Origin of the sequence: Stenotrophomonas rhizophila, assembly GCF_001704155.1 — a bacterium.
Taxonomy (GTDB): Bacteria; Pseudomonadota; Gammaproteobacteria; order Xanthomonadales; family Xanthomonadaceae; genus Stenotrophomonas; species Stenotrophomonas rhizophila_A.
The window spans coordinates 862,840-884,076 of record NZ_CP016294.1 but is presented as its reverse complement, the minus strand read 5'-3'; the positions used below and the strand labels follow the sequence as shown (position 1 = coordinate 884,076).

Below are 21,237 nucleotides of genomic sequence, written 5' to 3'. Positions count from 1 at the left end.
CGCGACGTGCACCGCCGTTCAGCCGCACCATACTCTTGCGTTGCGGAACATGCGCAGCCACGGCGAGTCGCCGTTCCATTCCGCCGGACGCCAGCTGAGGTTCACCGCGCGCGGGGTGCGCTCCGGGTGCGGCATCATGATCGTCACGCGGCCATCGGTGGTGGTCAGGCCGGTGATGCCATCGGGCGAGCCGTTCGGGTTCAGCGGGTACTGGGTGGCCACGTTGCCGTCGCCATCGACATACCGCAGCGACACGCGGGCGGCGGCCTGGTCGACGGCATTGGCGAACACCGCCTGGCCTTCGCCGTGCGCCACCGCCACCGGCAGGCGCGAACCGGCCATGCCACGCAGCAGGATCGACGGCGATTCGACGATCTCCAGCAACGCGGTGCGGGCTTCGAACTGCTCGCTGCGGTTGCGCCGGAACTGCGGCCAGTGCTCCGCACCGGGGATGATGTCCTTGAGCTGGCTCAGCATCTGGCAGCCGTTGCACACGCCCAGCGCGAAGCTGTCCTGGCGGGCGAAGAAGCCGGCAAAGGCATCACGCAGCGCGCTGCGCTCCAGCACCGAGGTGGCCCAGCCGCGGCCCGCACCCAGCACGTCGCCGTAGCTGAAGCCGCCACAGGCGGCCAGGCCGGTGAAATCGGCCAGGTCGACGCGGCCGGCGATCAGGTCGCTCATGTGCACGTCCACGCTGCGGAAGCCGGCGCGTTCGAAGATGTTGGCCATTTCGATCTGGCCGTTGACGCCCTGCTCGCGCAGCACCGCCACGCGCGGACGCGCGCCGGTGTTGATGAACGGCGCTGCCACATCCTCATTGAGGTCGAAGCTGAGCTTCGGCTTCAGGCCCGGCGCGGTGAAGCTGCGCGCGATGGCGCGCTCCTGGTCGGCGTTGTCGGGGTTGTCGCGCAGCTTCTGCATGGCGTGGGTGACCGACCACCAGGCATCGAACAGCGCTTCCCAGCGCCATTCAACCAGGCTTTCGCCCTGCAGCGACACGCGCACCACCGGGGCGGTGGTCGGGCGGGCGATGCGCTGGGCACATTCGGTCAGCGCGTGGCGCTCCACCAGGTCGGCGAAGGCCGCGCGGTCTTCGCGGGCGATCTGCACCACTGCGCCCAGCTCTTCGTTGAACAGGCTGCGGAACGGATCATCGCCCCACGCATCCAGGGTGATGTCCAGGCCCTGGCGCGAGGCGAAGGCCATTTCGCACAGCGCGGCGAACGCGCCGCCGTCGCTGCGGTCGTGATAGGCCAGCAGCAGGCCGGACTGGCGTGCGTCGCGGATCAGTTCGAAGAACGCACGCAGGCGCTGCGGATCGTCCAGGTCCGGCACGGCACCGGCGAACGCCGGCAGCGCGCTGTGGTCGGCGTGCACCTGGGCCAGGATCGAACCGCCCAGGCGCTGCTTGCCGGCGCCCAGGCCGATCAGCCAGAGCTCGCTTTCCGTCTCGCGGTCCAGCAGCGGGGTCAGCTGGGTGCTGGCATCGGCCACCGGCGCGAACGCGGTGATCACCAGCGACACCGGCGACACCGACTTGTGCGCCTCACCGGCGTCGTGCCACTGCGCCTGCATGGACAGCGAGTCCTTGCCGACCGGGATGCTCAGGTCCAGCTGCGGGCACAGTTCCATGCCCACTGCGCGCACGGCGTCGTACAGCAGCGCGTCTTCGCCGTTGTGGCCCGCCGCGGCCATCCAGTTCGCAGAAAGCTTCACCGTTTCCAGCGCATCGACCGGGGCCGCGCACAGGTTGGTGATCGCTTCGCCCACCGCCATGCGCGCCGAGGCGGCGGCATCGAGCAGCGCCAGCGGGGTGCGCTCGCCGATCGACATCGCTTCGCCGGCCAGCGTATCGAAGCCGGCCAGGGTGATGGCAACGTCGGACAGCGGCAGCTGCCACGGACCGATCATCTGTTCGCGTGCGGTCAGGCCACCGACGCTGCGGTCACCGATGGTGACCAGGAAGTTCTTCGACGCCACCGACGGGTGCGCCAACACGCGCAGGCCTGCCTCGTGCAGGTCCAGGCCAGCGGTCTTCAGCGACGGCCAGCGCGGCGCCGGCGGGTGCGCGGTGTCGCGGTGCATCTTCGGCGGCTTGCCGAACAGCACGTCCATCGGCAGGTCGATCGGGGCGTCGGCCGGAATGTTGCCGACCGTCGCGCCATAGGCGACCACCAGGCGTTCTTCGGCCGTGGCCACGCCGACCGCGGCGAACGGGCAGCGCTCGCGCGCGCACAGCGCGGCGAACTCGGCCAGGCGCGCCTGCGGCACGCCGAGCACATAGCGCTCCTGCGATTCGTTGCACCACAGCTGCATCGGCGACAGCGACGGGTCATCGGTGGGCACCTTGCCCAGGTCGATCACGCCGCCCACGCCGGAGTCGTGCAGCAGCTCGGGAATCGCGTTGGACAGGCCACCGGCGCCGACGTCATGGAACCAGCGGATCGGGTTGTCCAGGCCCAGCGCGACGCATCGGTCGATCACTTCCTGGCAGCGGCGCTCCATTTCCGGGTTGTCGCGCTGCACGCTGGCGAAATCCAGGTCCTCGGCGCTTTCGCCGGAGGCCACCGAACTGGCCGCACCGCCGCCCAGCCCGATCAGCATGGCCGGGCCGCCGAGCACGATCACCGCATCGCCCGGCTGCAGCTTGAGCTTTTCGACCTGGACCTGGTCGATCGCACCGAGGCCGCCGGCCAGCATGATCGGCTTGTCGTAGGCGCGGGTCAGGCCGTCACCTTCGGGCAGCTCGAAGCTGCGGAAGTAGCCCAGCAGGTTCGGCCGGCCGAATTCGTTGTTGAACGCGGCGCCGCCGAGCGGGCCTTCCAGCATGATGTCCAGCGCCGGCGCCATGCGCGGGTTCAGCGCGCGCGGCGCCTCCCACGGCTGCGGCAGGGTCGGGATGCGCAGGTGCGAAACCGAGAAGCCGGTCAGGCCGGCCTTGGGCTTGCCGCCGCGGCCGGTGGCGCCTTCGTCGCGGATCTCGCCGCCGGCGCCGGTGGAGGCGCCCGGGAACGGCGCGATCGCGGTCGGGTGGTTATGCGTTTCCACCTTGATGCAGAACGCCGAATCGACCACCGCTTCGCTGCGGTACTCGCCCGTGGCCGGGTCCGGGCGGTAGCGCGCGGCCGGGAAACCGGCCACCACCGCCGCGTTGTCGCTGTACGCGCTGAGCGTGTGCTGCGGAGTCTGCTGGTGGGTGTTCTTGATCATGCGGAACAGCGAATGGGCCTGGTCGGCGCCATCGATGGTCCAGCTGGCATTGAAGATCTTGTGCCGGCAGTGTTCGGAGTTCGCCTGCGCGAACATCATCAGTTCCACGTCCGACGGCTTGCGGCCCAGCTCGCCGAAGCGCTGGCGCAGGTAGTCGATCTCGTCCTGGGCCATGGCCAGGCCCAGGCGGCGGTTGGCCGCTTCCAGGTCTTCCAGCGCTACCCGCTCCAGCTCGCCACGGGCCGGCGCGGTGAACAGCGCCTGGGCCTGGGCGGCATCGTCCAGCACCGACTGGGTCATCGGGTCGTGCAGCGCGCGGATAACCGCCTCGCGCGCGGCCGTGTCGGCCGGCCAGCCGGCCAGGTCGATGCGCAGGCCACGTTCCACCCGGCGGATCGGCTGCCCGGCGCCACGCACCAGTTCGGTGGCCTTGCTCGACCACGGCGACAGCGTGCCCAGGCGCGGCACCACGAAGCGGCTGATTGCCCCGTCCTCGCGTACTGCCGGGGCCGGCTCGGCTTCCAGGATCCGGGTCAGGACCACCGGGTCCGGGGCGGCATCGCCCTCGGTCTGGATGAAGTACACATGCCAGGCACCGGTAATGCGCAGATCGGCGGCCAGGGACTGGAGGCGGGATTCAAGACGTTCGCGGCGGAACGGCGAAAGGGCGGATGCGCCCTCGAGGACCATCATGTCCGGGGAACCGTGGTTGGGAACGGGGCCCACTATTGTACCGGTCCGTGCCGGCCGGTGGTCGGTCCCGGGGTCGGTTGCAGCCCGGTCCGCGTGCTCCGCCCGAACGAACCGGCACCCCGAACCTTGCGCTGGCGCACGGATTGGGCGGGCAAACCATGACAACGTTGCCACCACCTGCCCGGCACACCGCCGGCGGGCCCCGCGTCCGCCCCCTCTGCTGTTGCCGGCCTCTCTCACCGGCCCCGGACCTGCTGCAACGCTGGCGACACCCTGCCGTCCAGCGCCCACCACCTGATCGGAGTACGACATGGCTGACCCGATTGCGCGCAGTACGGTGACATCGTTATCTCCCCGCCGCCCCGCCCGGCCCCGCCGCTGGCTGCTGGCCCTCGCCCTGGGTTCGGCGGCCCTGAGCCCCGGCCTCGCCCTGGCCGCCAGTTGTACCGGCGTGCCGGAGTGGAACGGCAACGTGATCTACCTGGCCGGCAGCACCCTGCAGAAGGGCGGCGTGCTGTACCGGGCCAACCAGGACATCTGGAATGCCCCGCCCGACCACCCGGCCGGTGCGCCGTACTACACCAACCTGGGCGCCTGCGACAGCGGCGGCAGCAACCAGCCACCCAGCGTCAGCCTGACCTCGCCGGCCAACGGCGCCAGCTTCAGCGCCGGCAGCACCATCACCGTCAGCGCCAACGCCAGTGACGCCGACGGCAGCGTGAGCAAGGTCGAATTCTTCCGTGGCGGCACCTCGCTCGGCATCGACACCAGCGCGCCCTACAGCGTGAGCTGGGCCAACGCGGCGGCCGGCACCCATACCTTCAAGGCCGTGGCGACGGACAACAACAACGCCGTGACCTCGTCGGCCACGGTCAGCGTGACCGTCAACGCCGCCAGCAACGACACCACCCCGCCCAGCGTGCCGGGCGGCCTGTCGTCGCCGTCCAAGACCGCCACCACCGTCAACCTGGCCTGGAGCGCGGCCACCGACAACAGCGGCGGCAGCGGCGTGGCCGGCTATGACGTGTACCGCAACGGCACCCTGGTCGGCTCGCCCAACGCCACCCAGTACACCGATGGCGGGCTCACCGCCAGCACCGCCTACACCTACGCCGTGCGGGCCCGCGACAACGCCGGCAACGCCTCGGCCCGCAGTGCCACCATCAGCGTGACCACCAGTGCAGGGGGCGGCAGTGGCGGCAACAAACGCGTCATCGGCTACTTCACCCAGTGGGGCATCTACGGGCGCAACTACCGGGTCAAGAACATCGACACCAGCGGTTCGGCCAGCAAGCTGACCCACATCAACTACGCCTTCGGCAACGTGCGCAACAACCGCTGCGAAGTGGGCGTCACCCAGGCCTCCGACCCGAACACCGGGGTGGGCGGCGATGCGTTCGCCGATTACACCAAGGCGTTCCAGGCTGGTGAAAGCGTCAGCGGCAGCGCCGATACCTGGGACCAGCCGCTGCGCGGCAACTGGAACCAGCTCAAGCAGCTCAAGGCCAAGCACCCGAACGTGAAGGTGCTGATCTCGCTCGGTGGCTGGACCTGGTCGCGCGGCTTCTCCAGCGCGGCGCAGCCGGCCAACCGCCAGGCGTTCGTGGCCTCGTGCATCGACGCCTACATCAAGGGCAACCTGCCGGTGACCGACGGTGCCGGTGGCGTGGGCGCGGCGGCAGGCGTGTTCGACGGCATCGACATCGACTGGGAGTACCCGGTGGCGTGCGGCATTGCCTGCGGGACCCCGGCCGACAATGCCAACTTCACCGCGCTGATGGCCGAATTCCGCCGCCAGCTCGATGCGGTGCGCCCGGGCCTGCTGCTCACGGTGGCGGTCGGTGCGGGCATCGACAAGATCCGCGTGACCGATCCGGCGGCGTATCACCCGTACCTGGATTTCATCAACGTGATGACGTACGACTTCCACGGCGCGTTCGATCCGAAGACCGGGCACCATTCGGCGCTGTTCGATTCGCCGGCCGATCCGTCCACCGGTGATGTGAAGCTGTACAACAGCAACGATGCGATGGAAGCCTTCCTCGCCCGCGGGGTGCCGGCCAGCAAGCTCAACCTGGGCATCGGCTTCTACGGCCGCGGCTGGACCAACGTGCCCAACGTCAACAACGGGCTGTACCAGACCGGCACGGCCGCACCGGGTACCTACGAGGCGGGCATCGAAGACTGGAAGGTGTTGAAGAACCTCAACCATCCGGTCTTCACCGACGCCACCGCGCGGGCCACCTGGAGCTACAACGGCACCACGTTCTGGAGCTTCGACACACCGGCGATGGTGACCGAGAAGATGGGCTACGTGAAAACCCAGGGACTGGGCGGTGCGTTCTTCTGGGAGTTCAGCGGCGATGACACCCAGGGCACGCTGGTGAACACGATCAGCAATGGGTTGAAGTAAGCGGCAGCGCGCCCGGAGCGGCATCGCTCCGGGCGCTTCGTTTCGTATTGTCCATGTCGCGACCACCGCAAAGTGAATCGTTTTTGAAAGTAGCGGCCAAGTGCAGTAGACAGAATGATGCGGTCAACGACTCAGCCCTCCTCGGGATGCCCGCATGCCCAGCCCGCCTGTCACTGCTGCCAGCACAGCCGCTACCGTTACCCGGTTGCACACCTTCTCCAGTGTCCCGCCACCGGTTCCGCCGCGCCCGACCGCGTCACCGGCAGCACCGCCTTCCGTGACGCTCGGCAGCGTCGCGAACCAGCCCACCCCGCTACGCGATCGGACCAACACCATCGAGGGCTGTCCCGATGCATCTCTCGAAGATGACGCTTGGGGCAGTGACTTCGATGATGTGGCCTACACCGAAACGGAGTTGGCCGAATTCGATGTGCGCTTTGCGCGCGAGGCGCTGGATATAGCCAACGCGCAGCGCCACTGGTTTGCGCCGCCCACGCAGGAAAGGGTCAATCGCGACTGAGGACGACGCAGCCGTGCGCACGCGCACGGGCTTGAGCATTTTCTGAAAGCCGTCGGGGACCGCCATTCAATAATGGCGGTCCTTTCCCTTATGGCGCATTGCATCCCATGCGGACCCCTACCGCCCTGCTGCGCATTTGCGCTTTACTCGGCAACCAGAACGCCAGAGAAAAGGTCTCGATCCGGGATCAGCTCAAGCCACTCACGCTCAAACAGATCCGCAACCACCTGCCCACCGGATGGTCGCGAGCACCCCGCATCGATCCCGGCGTTGTGGTCACCCTTCCCCGCGCCAGGCTCACAGCACTGCCACTTCAGCCGGAGCGGCATGAAGCGCCGCAGCAGGTTCAACCGTGCTCCCCAACGTCCGTTTCCAACCGTCTCGCGTGCATCGTCACCACCAAAGGCACCAGCTGGTTGCACCACGGACCGGGCGCGCGCATTCCGGTGCCGAAGAGCGGCAATGAACGTCATCCCCTGGGCTTCGATCAAGCAGGTCTCACCTCCCAACCATCGGTGGCAATGGATGCATTGGATCGACAGGCCGCCGCGCTTGTTCAAGGGGAGAAGGACCTGGGCAGCTTCTTCGGCGAAGTGGATGGGTACGATGCCGAAGCAATCGATGTCGCCAGCCCTCTGACCCTTGCCAACCAGATCGACGATACGACCTCGGCCGACGCCAATGACGCTGAATCACCGTCGTTGCTGAGCGACAGCGATTCAGATGACGAGTGGGATCCAGTCTCGGCTGAGGAACGCATCGCTGCCGACGTGCGGTTCGACAAGGAGACACGCGAAATCGAGGCATTCGAGGCAATGTTGAACGCCTTCAGCGACGACAACGCTGCGCCTGCGGTCGACATACCGCCGCCTCCGCCGCTGCCTCCTGCGACCGGCACTCCCGGTCCGCCATCGCCGCGGCCATCTCCGGGCAGGATGGCACACGCCCTGTTCTCATCCCCTTCCCACGACGATCTGATGGCAGACATGCTCATCGCGGTTGCACAACGCCAGGCGCGCCAGGCGAGCGTGGAAAGCACCGTCTCTAGCGCCGCCAGCCCATCCCCTTCTAGCGCCACCAGCCCTTCCCCGTTGCGGGTCGCTGCAGGCTTGGTCAAGGGCTTCGAGCTGATGACGGACAAGCACAAGGAATCGCTGTCCGGCTACAGCTCCGATTCTGGCCGCGGCAGCCATCTGCTTGATGCAGGCGCGGACTCCGACCACGGCTGGAGCGATTCCGAAGCATGACGATGCGGTTCGCCCCGAGGGTGATCCCGGGGCGGTTGGGGCTCAGTTGGCCTGGCGCTCCAGCGCCTTGAGCAGCTGTGCCGGCGGCACGTAGCCGCCCAGCTGGGTCCCGTCGGCGGCGAACACCGCCGGGGTGCCGCTGACGCCCACCTGCTGGCCGAGGTTGTACTGCATGGCCACCGGGCTGGTGCAGTTCTTCGGCGCAACCGGCTGGCCCTGCTTGGCGCTGGTCAGCGCCTTGCGGCGGTCGCTCGCGCACCAGACCGAGATCATGTCGGTGAAGTCCTTGCTGCCCGGGCCCATGCGTGGGAACGCCACGTACTCCACGGTGATGCCCATGCGGTTCAGCTCGGGAAGATCCTGGTGCAGCTTGCGGCAGTACCCGCACTCGATGTCGGTGAACACGGTGAGCGTGTGCTTGGGATTGGCCGCGGCGAACACGATGCGGTCACCGCGCGGCACCTTGTCCAGCAGCTGCTTGCGGTAGGCCAGCAGGCCGGCGCTGCTGGCCGGGGCGCGGTTCTGGATGTCGTACGGCTGGGACTGCATCAGGTAGCGGCCGTCGTCGGACACGTACAGCACCTGCCCGCCCACCAGCACTTCGCGGAAGCCCGGGAACGGGGCCGCGCCGATGTAGTCGGGCTTGAACTTCGGGTCCAGACCGGCCAGCGCGCTGCGCACGGTCTGGTCGGCGTTGGCATTGGCCGGCGCGGCGCTGCTGGCCGGCTGGGCGCCAGGCTTGGCGGCCGGCGGCGCCGGCTGGGCGCAGGCGGTCAGGCTGAGCGCACCGCACAGCGCCACGGTAAGGACTCGAAGCATCTGCAGTTCCACGGTAAAAGGTGCCCGATTCTCGCACAGCCGCTCCCGCGGCGACGTCACGGCGGGCGCCTTCGGCCCGCCTGCGGGTGCGGCGAGGGAATCGTGAAAGCGCTCGCCCATCAGTGCGTGCACGCTCGCTGCCCCTCCGTCCGCCCTGCCCCTTTCCCGTGCATTCCCTTTCATCGATCACGCTTTCGTTCAAGGCCCATGTCCTCCGCCGCACCTCCGCCCGCGTGGCGCTGGCGGCCGGTTCCGACGACGGCGTGCGCTTCCATCGCGCCATGAACAGCATCCAGAACAGCGAAGCCCGGCTGTCCGGGCGTTTCTGGAGCGGCGCGCTCAGCGCGCCGAAGCTGGTGGACCGCGCCGCCCACCTGGCCCGGCTGCGTGAGCAGCTCATCCCCTCCCACCACGTCGCCGACCGCGTCGAGCGGCTGGAGCAGGTGCTGAACCGGTGTGGCGACCGTCGGCCGCGCTGGGTGTCCAACACCGGGCCCCGCGCGCAGGCCATGCAGGCACTGGTCTCGCCCGATGCGGTGCTCGGTCGCGCGCGCGCTGCACTGGCCACGCTGTTCTGGCAGGGTGAGCTGACCACGCTTCCTGACTTCAAAGCCGCTTACCTGCGTGCCAACCCACCGGACATCAATGACCCGGACCGTGCGGCCGACCTGCACCGCGCCGCCATGGAGGAGCTGTACGCACAGGCGCCAGCGGTGGAACACGACGGTCAGAAAGCGCTGCTGTTTTCTTTCGGGGCCCGCGTGGCGCCCCAGCACCGTCCTTCGGTTGCGTCGCTGTCGCCCAGCCGCGCTTCGCGCAACGACGCGGTCAACGGGTGGTGGAACACCGCGATGCTGGTCGATGCGTCGGCGGGTTCGGACAGCGACGAGGTGTCCGACGACGGCAGCTGCAGCACCGCCTCCACCGCCTGGGTGGCGATCGGCGAGCCCCGGGAAAGCTACGCCTGAGCGGCACAGCGCCGTGCGCCACTACCCTCTGGGATGGTGGCGCGCGTGCAGCTTCTGCAGGTGCTCGCGTGCCACCAGCGTGTAGATCTGGGTGGTGGACAGCGAACTGTGGCCCAGCAGCATCTGCAGCGCGCGCAGGTCGGCGCCACGGTTGAGCAGGTGGGTGGCGAAGCTGTGGCGCAGCCCATGTGGGCTGATCCGCACCGGGTCGATCCCGGCCAGCGCGGCGTACTTCTTCACCAGTGACCAGAACTGCTGGCGGCTCAACGGCTGCAACGAGGGTTCCAGGAACAGCGGCACCTCGCCGTCGCGCGCCGGCACGGTGCGCGTGCCGACCAGCTGCGGCCGTGCTTCGCGCAGGTAGCGCTCCAGCCAGTGCTGGGATTCCTCGCCCAGCGGCACCAGCCGTTCCTTGCTGCCCTTGCCGGTCACCCGCAGCACGCCCTGGCGCAGGTTCACCGCGTTGGCCGGCAGCTCCACCAGCTCACTTACGCGCAGGCCGGCGGCGTACATCAGCTCGAGCATGGCGCGGTCGCGCAGGCCCAGTGGCTGCGCCACCTCGGGTGCGGCGAGCAGCGCATCGATCTGGCTCTCGGCCAGCGCCTTGGGCAGCAATCGTGGCAACCGGGGCGGATCAAGCAGCGCGCTGGGGTCTTCGCTGCGCTGTCCGCGCCGCACTGCATCGGCGAAGAACGCGCGCAGCGCCGACAGCAGCCGCGCGTTGCTGCGCGGCGACCAGCCGTGGCGCGCGCGCCAGGCCAGGTAGTCGAACAGGCCGGCGCGGTCGATCCCGGCCAGCCCGTTGCCGGCGCCGTCGCGCCAGCGGGCCAGCCCTTCCAGGTCGCGCCGGTAGCTGTCCAGGCTGGCCCGGGCCAGGCCCTGCTCGGCCCAGACCGCGTCGAGGAAACGCTGGATGTGCGCGTTGTCGTCACCGCGCAGTTCGGGCAGGTGCTGCACCAGCTGGCGGCGCGCGGCGGGGGTGGCGGTGTCGGACATGCCCACAGGATACGGAGACGGGGCCGCGCCGGCCATCCACAGCGGACGCCGGCGCGGGTATGCTCGGCGCATGAGCGCACCTACCGCTGTGGCCACGGATACCGCCCGCCCTGCATCGCTGCTGGTGTGGCGGCTGCTGGCGCTGCTGTACGACTTCTTCCCGGCGCTGGCGCTGTGGATGCTGGTCGGCGCGCTGTTCACCGCCGGCTACGCGGCCGGCCACGCCGCGCGCGACAACATCGCGCCGTTCAGTGCGCTGCAGTGGCTGCTGTGGGGGTGTTGCTGGGTCGTGACCGGCGTATATGCGGTCGAAAGCTGGCGGCGCGGTGGCCAGACGTTGGGCATGCGGCCGTGGCGGTTGCAGGTGGTGAGGGCCGATGGGGGTGCGCCTACGCTGGGGCAGTTGTGGGTGCGTTATGCGGTAGGAACCGTGTCGGTGCTGCTGGCCGGGTTTGGGATGTGGTGGGCGTTGGTGGATCGGCAACGGCTGACGTGGCACGACCGGGCAAGCGGCACCCGGTTGTTGCGATTGCCGAAGCGATAAGAACGCGGCGCAGACCGCCTCGGCCGACCAACGGTCGGCGCTACCGGGCAGGTCAACGTTCGTTGGGGGTTCGCAGGGGCTCGTGTTGCATTGGCGCCATGCATCCGGAGCCGATGGTGAACCATCGAAATGCAACCGGCGCCCAGGGTTGATTGATCCCGATCCCAATGGGCCCGTATGAATTCGTAGCCCCGGCCGTTGGCCGGAAACCGCGCGCAGCGCGGCTCAAGCGTCCAACACCGATCCAACGCCGGTTGCGACCACCCCACCGACGTTCAGACCCAACCGAAGCCGCCCGTTACCCCATCACCCCGACTTGCGCCGGAACAGCATGCCCGATACCACCAGCATCACGATCGGCGGCAGTGCGTAGGCGATGCGGTAATCGAACTTCAGCGCGCCGGCCATGCGCCCGAAGAACAGCTGCAGCAGCCAGAAGCCCAGCGCGAACAGGATGCCCAGGAACAGGCGCTTGCCCATGCCGCCGCTGCGCAGCGAACCGAACGCGAAGGGGACGGCGGCCAGGCACAGCGCCAGCACGTTGAGCGGGTAGAACCAGCGGCTCCAGTAGATGTCCTCGTAATCGCGCGCGTCCAGCCCGTTGCGCTTGCGGTACTCGATGCTGGTGCGCAGGTCGCGCGCGGCCAGGTTGCGCGGCTTGGAGAAACCGGCGGCCAGCGCGCCCGCATCCAGCTTGGAATCCCACTTTTCGGTGTCCACGGTGGTACGGGTGGCCGAACGCTCGCCGAAGGTATCGCGGCGCACCTTGTTCAAGGTCCAGCCGTCGGCCGTGTGCTCGACCGTGCCGGCATGGGTCACCGACGCTATGTTTCCGTCCGTTGCGATCTGGTAAAGGCGCACGTCGCTGAGCACCAGCCGCGTGCCGCCACCGGGGAGCAGCTGCTCTTCGCCACTAGTCGCGGTAAGGAAGGTGTCGCCTTCACGTACCCAGATGCCCGCGTATCGCGACGCAGACAGGTTCTGCCCCGACTTCGCACTGGCCCGGATGCTGTCGGAGCGGTTCTGCGCCCACGGTGCCAGCGTCTCGCCGTTCACCACCATCACCGCCGTCATCAGCGACAACGCGATCGCCACCGAGGCACTGAGCCGCTTGCGCGACAGCCCCAGCGCGCGCAGCGCGGTGAGCTCGGACGTGGCGGCCATCTGGCCCAGCCCCATCAGCGCACCGATCACCGCTGCGGTCGGGAAGAACGTGTAGGCCCGGCGCGGCACGGTGTACAGCACCGAGGCCGCCGCATGGCCGAGCGTATAGCCGCCCTTGCCCACGTCCTTGAACTCGCCGGAGAACGCCATCACCACGTCCAGGCCGACCAGCACGGCCCAGGTCAACAGCACCGTGCCGAACACCGCCCGGCCCAGGTAGAAATCAAACCGCATCGGGTGGAGCTTCATGCGGTCCTCCGCGGGCGCGAGAGCTTGCCGTCGCGCAGGTACATCCAGATGGCCAGCGCCAGCAACGGCAGGCTCAACCACCACAACCCCACTGTCGCCGGCACCTTGCCGTCCGCGATCCAACGGGTACCAATGAACATCAGGTTCATGCCGACCATGTAGGCAAGGAAGGCGAACATCATCCTGCCGTACCGCTGCTGGCGCGGCGAACTGCGCGCAAGCGGCAGGGTCATCAACGCAAACGCCAGGGCGATCAGCGGAGGGGTGATGCGCGAGTGCAGCTGCGCCTGGGCTTCCGGCCGGGGGTCGCCGAACAACCGGCCGGTCGGCAGCAGCTCGGGGTCGTTTTCGTCGCGGGTGATGGCGCCATCGGGCAGCGCAACGTCGTTGCGGACGAAGGTCATCAGCCGGTAATCCAGCGCGCCGTTGGCCGGGCCCTCGATCTGGTGGCCGTCATTGAGCTGCAGGTAGCGCTGGCGGTCGCCCTCGAAGAACATCTTGCCGGTCGCGGCCGACATCACCTCGATACGGTCGCCGCGGCTGCGCTGGACGAAGATCCGCCCCAGCCCGCTGCCGTCGGCCGAGACCGAGGACAGGTAGACCACCCCCCCATTGGACAGCATGGTGAACTTGCCCGACTCCAGCCCGGCCATGACCAGGCTCTTGTTGGCGTCTTCAACCATCTGCTCACTGGTCCGGTCGGCCCACGGGCCCAGCCACAGCGAGCACAGGGCGATCAGACCGACCACCGGCAGCACCAGCATCAGCACCGGCCGCAGCAGCCGCCTGGGGCCCACGCCAATGGCGGTCAGCACCGCCATTTCCGAATCCCGGTACAGCCGCGCCGTGGCCAGCAGCAGGCCCAGCATCAGCGCCAGCGGCAGGATCAGCGGCATGTAGACGATGAACTGCAGGCCCAGCTGGGAGAACAGCAGGCGGGCAGGCAGGCGGCCGTCGGCGATGTTGCCGAGGATGTCCACCAGCACGCCGCCCACGCTTACTACCAGCAATACGATCAGGGTGGCCAGAAAACTCTGGACGAAATCACGCAGGAGATAGCGATCGAGCTTCGACATGGGGCGGTGGTTTAAACTCTCGGATTCGTTCGCGTGGCTGCCCAGTCTACTGACGGGACGTAAACAGTTCGCGATTGTACGTTTTTGCCAACGGAATCTGATCAATGGCCCTGGAATTCACCCTGAACCACGCTGCCCCGGCCTCGGCCGAGGTCGACTGCGTCATCGTTGCCGCCTATGCCGACCAGACCCTGAGCCCGGCGGCACAGGCCCTGGACGCCGCGTCGGGCGGCCGTCTGACCGCCCTGGTCGCCCGCGGCGATGTCAGCGGCAAGACCGGCGCCACCACCCTGCTGCATGACGTGCCCGGCGTGAAGGCCCCGCGCGTGCTGGTGGTCGGGCTGGGCGAGCCGGCCAAGTTCGGCGTGCCGCAGTACCTCAAGGCGGTGGGCGATGCCAGCCGCGCGCTGAAGACCGGGGTCATCCGCCATGCGCTGTTCACCCTGGCCGAGATCGAGGTCAAGGGCCGCGATGCCGCCTGGAACATCCGCCAGGCCGTGATCAGCGCCGACCACGCTGCCTACCGCTACACCGCCACCCTGGGCACCAAAAAGGCCGAGGCCCCGGGCCTGGCCACGCTGGCCATCGCCGGCACCGACAGCCAGGCGCTGACCCAGGGCCAGGCCATCGCCGCCGGCGTGCAGCATGCCCGCGAGCTGGGCAACCTGCCGCCGAACCTGTGCACCCCGGCCTACCTGGCCGAATCCTCGGTGGCCTTCGCCCAGGCCCATGCCGGTGCCGAAGCGGAGATCCTGGACGAGACCCAGATGGAAGCGCTCGGCATGGGTTCGCTGCTGGCCGTGGCCCGTGGCTCGGCCAACCGCCCGCGCCTGGTGGTGCTGAAGTGGAACAACGGCGGCGACGCCAAGCCGTACGTGCTGGTCGGCAAGGGCATCACCTTCGATACCGGCGGCGTGAACCTGAAGACCCAGGGCGGCATCGAAGAGATGAAGTACGACATGTGCGGTGGCGCCAATGTCATCGGCACCTTCGTCGCGGCGGTCACCGCCAAGCTGCCGCTGAACCTGGTGGTGGTGGTCCCGGCGGTGGAGAACGCCATCGACGGCAACGCTTACCGCCCGTCCGACGTGATCACCTCGATGTCGGGGAAGACCATTGAAGTGGGCAACACCGACGCCGAAGGCCGCCTGATCCTGTGCGACGCGCTGACCTACGCGCAGCGCTTCGAGCCGGCCGCGCTGGTCGACGTGGCCACCCTGACCGGTGCCTGCCTGGTCGCCCTGGGCCACCAGACCGCCGGCCTGATGACCAAGCACGACGACCTGGCCAACGAACTGCTGGCCGCCGGCGAACACGTGTTCGACCGCGCCTGGCGCCTGCCGCTGTGGGACGAATACCAGCCGATGCTGGATTCCAGCTTCGCCGACGTCTACAACATCGGCGGCCGCTGGGCCGGCGCGATCACCGCCGGCTGCTTCCTGTCGCGCTTCACCGAAGGCCAGCGCTGGGCGCACCTGGACATCGCCGGCGTGGCCAGCGACGAAGGCAAGCGCGGCATGGCCACCGGCCGCCCGGTCGGCCTTCTGACCCAGTGGCTGCTCGACCAGGTCGGCCACGCCCATGTCGCGGGCTGATTTCTACCTGATCGCCAAGCCGCGGTTCCTGACCGAACCGCTGCGCCTGGTCTGCGAACTGGCCCGCAAGGCCAATGACGCCGGGCTGTTCACCCTGGTGCTGGCGCGCGACCAGGCCCAGGCCGAGGAGCTGGACGAGCTGCTGTGGTCGTTCGACGACGATGCCTACATTCCGCACCAGATCGCCGGTGAAGACGTGGACGAGGAAGAGGCGCTGGTGCTGATCGCCGTGCCCGGTACCGACGCCCCGTCGCGCCCGCTGGTGATCAACCTGCGCGACGACCCCTACCTGGGCGCCTGCGACCGGGTGCTGGAAGTGGTGCCGGCCGACCCCGAAGCCCGCGAGCCGCTGCGCGAGCGCTGGCGCCAGTACAAGGCGCTGGATTTCGACCTGAACAAGTACGACATGTAAGCCCGGCCCGGCACCCTTGATCGGTGCCGCCGGTGCCCTGATCCTTTACCGATTGCCTCCTGGTTGCCCCCGCATGACCCAACTTGCCTCCAGCTACGACCCCAAGACCTTCGAAACGGAGCTGTACGACTCCTGGGAGAAGGCCGGGCACTTCAAGCCGTCCGGCAAGGGCGAGCCGTACACCATCCTGCTGCCGCCGCCGAACGTGACCGGCACGCTGCACATGGGCCATGCCTTCCAGCAGACCCTGATGGATGCGCTGGTGCGCTACCACCGCATGCGCGGCTACGACACGTTGTGGCAGGTGGGGACCGACCACGCCGGCATCGCCACCGAAATGGTGGTGTCGCGCAACCTGGCGCTGGCCGGCAACGGCGAGAGCCGCGATTCGCTGGGCCGCGACGGGTTCATCGAAAAGGTATGGGAATGGAAGGCGCAGTCGGGCGACATCATCGAGCGCCAGATGCGCCGCATGGGCACCTCGGCGGACTGGTCGCGCAGCACCTTCACCATGGACCCGCAGCCGTCCGAAGCGGTGGTCGAGGCGTTCCTGCGCTGGCATGAGCAGGGCCTGATCTACCGTGGCCAGCGCCTGGTCAACTGGGACCCGGTGCTGAAGACCGCCATTTCCGACCTGGAAGTGGAAAGCGTGGAGGAAGACGGCTTCCTGTGGTCGATCGCCTACGCGCTGGAAGACGGCGCCAGCTACGAGCATGTCGAGCGCGACGCCGACGGCAACGAGACCCTGCGCGAAACCCGCCGGTATCTCGTCGTCGCCACCACCCGCCCCGAAACCCTGCTGGGCGATACGGCGGTGATGGTGCACCCGGAAGACGAGCGCTACGCGCACCTGATCGGCCGCAGCGTCACCCTGCCGCTGACCGGGCGCAGCGTGCCGGTGATCGCCGATGACTATGTCGACCGCGCGTTCGGTACCGGCGTGGTCAAAGTCACCCCGGCGCACGACTTCAACGATTACCAGGTCGGCCTGCGCCACAACCTGCCGATGATCAACCTGTTCACCCCGGTGGCGGCGATCAACGACAACGCCCCGGAAAAGTACCGCGGGCTGGACCGCTACGAAGCGCGCAAGGTCATCCTGGCCGAACTGGAAGAACAGGGCATCCTGGTCGAGACCAAGGCGCACAAGCTGCAGGTGCCGCGCGGCGACCGCACCCAGCAGGTGATCGAGCCCTACCTGACCGACCAGTGGTTCGTGAAGATGGATGTGCTGGCCCAGCGCGGCCTGGAACTGGTGGAAAACGGGTCCATCCAGTTCGTCCCGGCCAACTGGATCAACACCTACCGCCACTGGATGGAAAACATCCAGGACTGGTGCATCAGCCGCCAGCTGTGGTGGGGCCACCGCATTCCGGCGTGGTTCGACGCGGCCGGCACCTGCTATGTGGGCCGCGATGAAGCGGACGCGCGCGCGCGCGCCGGGCTGGGTGCCGATGTGGTGCTCACCCAGGACAGCGACGTGCTGGAAACCTGGTTCTCCTCGCAGCTGTGGCCGTTCTCCACCCTGGGCTGGCCGAACGAACAGGCGATGGCCGAGCGCGGTTTCGAGCGTTACCTGCCGTCGTCGGTGCTGATCACCGGCTTTGACATCATCTTCTTCTGGGTGGCCCGCATGATCATGGCCACCGACAGCTTCACCGGGAAGATCCCGTTCAAGGACGTCTACATCACCGGCCTGATCCGCGATGCGCAGGGCCAGAAGATGTCCAAGTCCAAGGGCAACGTGCTCGACCCGCTGGACATCATCGACGGCATCTCCATCGACGACCTGGTCGCCAAGCGCACCACCGGGCTGATGAAGCCCAAGGACGCGCCGAAGATCGAGAAGCAGACCCGCAAGGATTTCCCGGACGGCATCATCGCCCACGGTGCCGACGCGCTGCGCTTCACCATCGCCGCGCTGGCCACCCATGGCCGCGACATCAAGTTCGACATGAGCCGCGCCGAGGGTTACAAGAACTTCTGCAACAAGCTGTGGAACGCCAGCCGCTTCACCCTGATGAACACCGAAGGCGTGCAGTTCACCGGCGTGCCGCAGCCGCGCACCGATGCCGAGCGCTGGATCCTGGCGCGCCTGGCGGCGGTGTCGGCCGAAGCGCAGGCGCACTACGCCAACTACCGCTTCGACCTGCTGGCGCAGGCGCTGTACGAGTTCGCGTGGAACGAGTTCTGCGACTGGTTCCTGGAACTGACCAAGCCGGCGCTCAACGGCGACAACGCCGAAGACGCAGCGAGCACCCGCCACACCCTGCTGTACGTGCTGGAAGCGCTGCTGCGCCTGCTGCACCCGCTCACCCCGTTCGTGACCGAGCAGCTGTGGCGCCAGGTGGCGCCGCGCCTGGGCATTGACGGTGACACCATTTCGCTGCGCGCCTACCCGACCGCGGACGAATTCGCCGGCGATTACGCGCGTGCCGAGGCCGACGTGGAATGGCTGAAGTCGATGGTCAGCGCGCTCCGCCGCGTGCGCAGCGAACTGAACGTGCCGCCGGCCAAGCAGGTGGGCCTGCTGCTGCAGGGTGGCAGCGAGGACGACCGCAACCGCGTGGCCCGCTTAACCTCGTCGCTGTCGTTCCTGCTGAAGCTGGAGCGCATCGAGTGGTTGGCCGGCGATGCGGACACCCCGCCGGCCGCCACCGCGATCGTGGGCGAGCTGAAGCTGCTGGTGCCGCTGGAAGGCCTGGTCGACCTGGGTGCCGAACGCGCGCGCCTGGACAAGGAAATCGCGCGGGTGGAGGCGGAAAAGGAAAAGAGCGCCACCAAGCTGTCCAAGTTCACCGACAAGGTGCCGGCGGCGGTGATCGAGCAGGAGCGCGTGCGCCTGGTCGACTGGACCGCGCAGCTCGAAGGCCTGGTCGCGCAGCGCGCGAAGCTGTAACGGGTTGGCGCGTGGCGACCAACGGTCGCCACCTGCCGGGATTCGCAGCCACGCAGGGCGTGGCTGCCTTTACAACGGCGGCATCGTCTGGATGTCGTCGTCGACCAGTTCGATCGCCATCACCAACGCGTCCTCGCGCCCATCGCGTGCGGGGTAATAGCGTGGGCGCCGGCCGATCTCGTTGAAGCCTTCGCTATGGTACAGCGCCACCGCCGGGGTGTTGGACGGGCGCACTTCCAGGAACACCCGGTGGGCGCCGTGCTCGCGCGCCAGCTTCACCAGCGCGCGGAACAGCCGCCGGCCCAGGCCACGGGTCTGGCAGGCCGGATCGATGCAGACATTGAGCACGTGCGCTTCGTCGGCGGCGATGCTCAGCACCCCATACCCCACCAGCACGCCGTCGTCGTCCAGCGCCAAGGCCGGATAACCGGCGCGCAGGCAATCGACGAAGATGCCGCGCGTCCACGGGAACGGATACCCGCGCAGCTCGATTTCCATCACCGCATCCAGGTCGACCTCGCGCAGCGCGCGCAGCCTCATCGGCCGCGGCGAACTGACCGCGCTCACCCGCGGCCCCGCTTGCGCAGTGCCCTCAACTGCGGCCACAACGCGCGCTTGGCGGCGGCATTGCCGCGCAGTTCGTCCAGGTTCCAGCCGGCCATCAGCGCCTGGGTGTCCGGATCATTGGGGTTGCAGCCCGAGGCGCGCAGCAGCGCGATCTGCAGCGGCGGCGGCATGCGGACGGCGGGACGGCGGGCGCCGGCGCGCACGGGCGCGGGAGGCGCTTCGGCAGCGGGCGCGGTGCGGCGCTGCGCGGCGGGAGCATCGTCGCTGGGCGCGTTGCCGCGCGCTGGCGGGGAAGCGTCTTCCATGCGCGGCGGTGCGTCGCGCCGTGGGGCGGGCGGAAGCGCCTGTTCGGTGGCGGGTGCCGCGCCGAGTTCGATCTGCACGTCCGGCGCCGGTTCAACGCTGCCGTCCACGAACACCGTGTAGCCCATCGCCTGCAGCCAGGACTGCTGCGCCGGGGTCCACAGTGACGGGTCGGCCAGGCTGCTCACGCGCCGGGCTCGGCCGTCTTGCGGGTGCGCTGCCACAGCCAGCTGACCGGCCCGGACAGGGCATAGATCACGCCGACCGCGAACAGCACGCGCGGCAGGTCGATGACCATGATCGCAATGGCGATCGGCACCAGCGCCAGCGCCAGGAACGGCACGCGATCGGCACGCGGGCCTTTCTCGCCGCTGCCCTTGAAGCTCCAGAAGCGGATCCGGCTCACCATCAGCAGCGCTGCCACCAGGGTCACGGCCAGCGCCACGTAGCGCAGCTCATTGCCATCCCAGCCCAGCTGGCCATCGGCAAAGGCCCACACGAAGGACATCATCAGCCCCGCCGCGGCCGGGCTGGCCAGGCCGATGAACCAGCGCTTGTCGACCACGCTGACCTGCGTATTGAAGCGGGCCAGGCGCAGCGCGGCGCACGCCGCATACAGGAACGCCACCGCCCAGCCGACCCGGCCGAGCACGGGGTCATCGAATTTCAGCCAAGACAGCGACCAGTGGTACATCACCAGCGCCGGGGCCATGCCGAAGCTGACCAGGTCGGCCAGCGAGTCGTACTGCACGCCGAACTCGCTGCTGGTCCCGGTCAGGCGCGCCACCCGGCCATCCAGGCCGTCCATGACCGCCGCCACGAACACGGCGATGGCGGCATTGACGAAATCGCCGTTGGCCGCCGCGATGATCGCGTAGAACCCGGCGAACAGGCCGGCGGTAGTGAACAGGTTGGGCAGCAAATAGATGCTGCGCGAGCGCGGCGGGGGTTTCATCTGATCCATGCCCGCCAGTTTAGTGGCTGCGGCCCGGTTTGGGGGGAGGCTTGCCAGCACGGGGCGGGAATGCTGCAATCGCGCCTCTGTCCCCGCTGCCCGGAGTTGCCATGCGTGCCCTGCCCCTCGTGTGCTGCCTGCTGCTGCTTGCCAGCGCTTCGGCCAGCGCCGGAACCGTCTACAAGTGGAAGGACGCCAACGGCGTAACCCAGTATTCGGAGAAGCCGCCCACCGGCCAGAAGGCCGAAGAGCGCAAGATCCAGACCCGCGACCCGGCCGGCCGCACCGCGGCAGCCGAGCCCGCCGCCGCCGAATCGGCCGACTGCACCACCGCCCGCACCAACCTGTCCCTGCTCAACGGCAAGGGCGCGGTGCTGCAGGACACCAATGGCGACGGCAAGCCGGATACCCCGCTGGATGACGGCCAGCGCGAAGCGCAGAAGACCTTGGCCGAAGCCGGCATCAAGGCGTATTGCAAGCCTGCGGCCTGACCGGTCTCCCCCCGACCAACGGTCGGGGGCTACCGAGGGGGGGCGGTGGAATTGCGGCGGATTGGGCACGTCGCCGGCCGGGCTGGCAGAATATTGCCTCCCAGCCGTTCAGCGAA

At 68.6% G+C, this 21,237-nt stretch carries 17 protein-coding genes; 9 read left to right on the top strand and 8 right to left on the bottom strand.

The genetic code is table 11. The annotated features are described in order from the left end of the window. Positions 1-18: 18 nt before the first annotated feature. On the bottom strand, positions 19-3,903 hold the full coding sequence (gene purL, locus BAY15_RS03855; RefSeq protein WP_068849151.1) for a phosphoribosylformylglycinamidine synthase: 3,885 nt from the start codon (positions 3,901-3,903) through the stop codon (positions 19-21). 310 nt (positions 3,904-4,213) lie between these two features. Here purL and BAY15_RS19655 point away from each other — a divergent pair, with 310 nt between their 5' ends. From BAY15_RS19655 to BAY15_RS19105, 3 genes are all read left to right on the top strand, one after another. After that, positions 4,214-6,316: a glycosyl hydrolase family 18 protein gene (locus BAY15_RS19655; protein ID WP_068849149.1), complete on the top strand. Its 2,103-nt coding sequence runs from the start codon at positions 4,214-4,216 to the stop codon at positions 6,314-6,316. A 277-nt stretch (positions 6,317-6,593) separates the two neighbouring features. Next, positions 6,594-6,836: a hypothetical protein gene (locus tag BAY15_RS03845; RefSeq protein WP_068849147.1), complete on the top strand. Its 243-nt coding sequence runs from the start codon at positions 6,594-6,596 to the stop codon at positions 6,834-6,836. A gap of 107 nt (positions 6,837-6,943) precedes the next feature. After that, on the top strand, positions 6,944-8,083 hold the full coding sequence (locus BAY15_RS19105) for a hypothetical protein (RefSeq protein WP_157771690.1): 1,140 nt from the start codon (positions 6,944-6,946) through the stop codon (positions 8,081-8,083). Between the two features lie 42 nt (positions 8,084-8,125). Here the strand turns inward: BAY15_RS19105 and BAY15_RS03830 are convergent, their stop codons facing one another. Continuing rightward, positions 8,126-8,902, bottom strand: coding sequence for a DsbC family protein (locus BAY15_RS03830; protein WP_068854539.1), 777 nt, complete (start codon positions 8,900-8,902; stop codon positions 8,126-8,128). Positions 8,903-9,069: 167 nt separating this feature from the next. On the opposite strand from BAY15_RS03830, the gene BAY15_RS03825 reads away from it, so the two are divergent. Next, positions 9,070-9,870: a hypothetical protein gene (locus BAY15_RS03825; RefSeq protein ID WP_068849141.1), complete on the top strand. Its 801-nt coding sequence runs from the start codon at positions 9,070-9,072 to the stop codon at positions 9,868-9,870. Between the two features lie 21 nt (positions 9,871-9,891). Here the strand turns inward: BAY15_RS03825 and xerD are convergent, their stop codons facing one another. Beyond that, positions 9,892-10,866 (bottom strand): site-specific tyrosine recombinase XerD, encoded by a 975-nt coding sequence (xerD, locus tag BAY15_RS03820; RefSeq protein WP_068849139.1) that lies wholly within the window; start codon positions 10,864-10,866, stop codon positions 9,892-9,894. A 70-nt stretch (positions 10,867-10,936) separates the two neighbouring features. Between xerD and BAY15_RS03815 the strand changes: the two genes are divergently transcribed. Continuing rightward, positions 10,937-11,410: an RDD family protein gene (locus BAY15_RS03815; RefSeq protein ID WP_068849137.1), complete on the top strand. Its 474-nt coding sequence runs from the start codon at positions 10,937-10,939 to the stop codon at positions 11,408-11,410. 306 nt (positions 11,411-11,716) lie between these two features. On the opposite strand, the gene lptG is transcribed toward BAY15_RS03815, so the two are convergent. After that, positions 11,717-12,823, bottom strand: a complete 1,107-nt coding sequence (gene lptG / locus BAY15_RS03810) for an LPS export ABC transporter permease LptG (protein ID WP_068849135.1) — start codon at positions 12,821-12,823, stop codon at positions 11,717-11,719. Next, positions 12,820-13,899, bottom strand: a complete 1,080-nt coding sequence (gene lptF, locus BAY15_RS03805) for an LPS export ABC transporter permease LptF (RefSeq protein ID WP_068849134.1) — start codon at positions 13,897-13,899, stop codon at positions 12,820-12,822. The genes lptG and lptF overlap by 4 nt, the downstream gene beginning before the upstream one ends. A gap of 104 nt (positions 13,900-14,003) precedes the next feature. Between lptF and BAY15_RS03800 the strand changes: the two genes are divergently transcribed. The 3 genes from BAY15_RS03800 to BAY15_RS03790 all read left to right on the top strand — a co-directional run bounded on the left by BAY15_RS03800 (position 14,004) and on the right by BAY15_RS03790 (position 18,805). After that, the gene (locus BAY15_RS03800) at positions 14,004-15,494 is read left to right on the top strand and encodes a leucyl aminopeptidase (protein WP_068849132.1); all 1,491 of its coding nucleotides are present in this window, start codon (positions 14,004-14,006) and stop codon (positions 15,492-15,494) included. Then, a complete protein-coding gene (locus BAY15_RS03795) occupies positions 15,481-15,906 on the top strand; it encodes a DNA polymerase III subunit chi (RefSeq protein ID WP_068849130.1) in 426 nt (141 codons plus the stop codon). The genes BAY15_RS03800 and BAY15_RS03795 overlap by 14 nt, the downstream gene beginning before the upstream one ends. Positions 15,907-15,979: 73 nt before the next feature. Further along, positions 15,980-18,805: a valine--tRNA ligase gene (locus BAY15_RS03790; RefSeq protein WP_068849128.1), complete on the top strand. Its 2,826-nt coding sequence runs from the start codon at positions 15,980-15,982 to the stop codon at positions 18,803-18,805. A 69-nt stretch (positions 18,806-18,874) separates the two neighbouring features. Here BAY15_RS03790 and rimI read toward each other — a convergent pair whose 3' ends face one another. From rimI to pssA, 3 genes are read right to left on the bottom strand one after another with little or no spacing between them, the layout of a single operon-like run. After that, positions 18,875-19,372 (bottom strand): ribosomal protein S18-alanine N-acetyltransferase, encoded by a 498-nt coding sequence (rimI, locus tag BAY15_RS03785; RefSeq protein WP_068849126.1) that lies wholly within the window; start codon positions 19,370-19,372, stop codon positions 18,875-18,877. Then, positions 19,369-19,854 (bottom strand): hypothetical protein, encoded by a 486-nt coding sequence (locus tag BAY15_RS03780; protein WP_068854538.1) that lies wholly within the window; start codon positions 19,852-19,854, stop codon positions 19,369-19,371. Before BAY15_RS03780 ends, rimI begins: the two co-directional genes overlap by 4 nt. A 5-nt stretch (positions 19,855-19,859) precedes the next feature. Further along, a complete protein-coding gene (pssA, locus tag BAY15_RS03775) occupies positions 19,860-20,639 on the bottom strand; it encodes a CDP-diacylglycerol--serine O-phosphatidyltransferase (protein WP_068849124.1) in 780 nt (259 codons plus the stop codon). A gap of 101 nt (positions 20,640-20,740) precedes the next feature. Between pssA and BAY15_RS03770 the strand changes: the two genes are divergently transcribed. Further along, positions 20,741-21,121, top strand: coding sequence for a DUF4124 domain-containing protein (locus BAY15_RS03770; protein WP_068849122.1), 381 nt, complete (start codon positions 20,741-20,743; stop codon positions 21,119-21,121). Positions 21,122-21,237 lie beyond the last annotated feature (116 nt).

Excerpts from the sequence above, each read along its gene's own strand:
- purL (WP_068849151.1), bottom strand. The coding sequence starts at position 3,903 with ATGATGGTCCTCGAGGGCGCATCCGCCCTTTCGCCGTTCCGCCGCGAA.
- BAY15_RS19655 (WP_068849149.1), top strand. The coding sequence starts at position 4,214 with ATGGCTGACCCGATTGCGCGCAGTACGGTGACATCGTTATCTCCCCGC.
- BAY15_RS19105 (WP_157771690.1), top strand. The coding sequence starts at position 6,944 with ATGCGGACCCCTACCGCCCTGCTGCGCATTTGCGCTTTACTCGGCAAC.
- BAY15_RS03830 (WP_068854539.1), bottom strand. The coding sequence starts at position 8,902 with ATGCTTCGAGTCCTTACCGTGGCGCTGTGCGGTGCGCTCAGCCTGACC.
- xerD (WP_068849139.1), bottom strand. The coding sequence starts at position 10,866 with ATGTCCGACACCGCCACCCCCGCCGCGCGCCGCCAGCTGGTGCAGCAC.
- BAY15_RS03815 (WP_068849137.1), top strand. The coding sequence starts at position 10,937 with ATGAGCGCACCTACCGCTGTGGCCACGGATACCGCCCGCCCTGCATCG.
- lptG (WP_068849135.1), bottom strand. The coding sequence starts at position 12,823 with ATGAAGCTCCACCCGATGCGGTTTGATTTCTACCTGGGCCGGGCGGTG.
- lptF (WP_068849134.1), bottom strand. The coding sequence starts at position 13,899 with ATGTCGAAGCTCGATCGCTATCTCCTGCGTGATTTCGTCCAGAGTTTT.
- BAY15_RS03800 (WP_068849132.1), top strand. The coding sequence starts at position 14,004 with ATGGCCCTGGAATTCACCCTGAACCACGCTGCCCCGGCCTCGGCCGAG.
- BAY15_RS03795 (WP_068849130.1), top strand. The coding sequence starts at position 15,481 with ATGTCGCGGGCTGATTTCTACCTGATCGCCAAGCCGCGGTTCCTGACC.
- BAY15_RS03790 (WP_068849128.1), top strand. The coding sequence starts at position 15,980 with ATGACCCAACTTGCCTCCAGCTACGACCCCAAGACCTTCGAAACGGAG.
- pssA (WP_068849124.1), bottom strand. The coding sequence starts at position 20,639 with ATGGATCAGATGAAACCCCCGCCGCGCTCGCGCAGCATCTATTTGCTG.
- BAY15_RS03770 (WP_068849122.1), top strand. The coding sequence starts at position 20,741 with ATGCGTGCCCTGCCCCTCGTGTGCTGCCTGCTGCTGCTTGCCAGCGCT.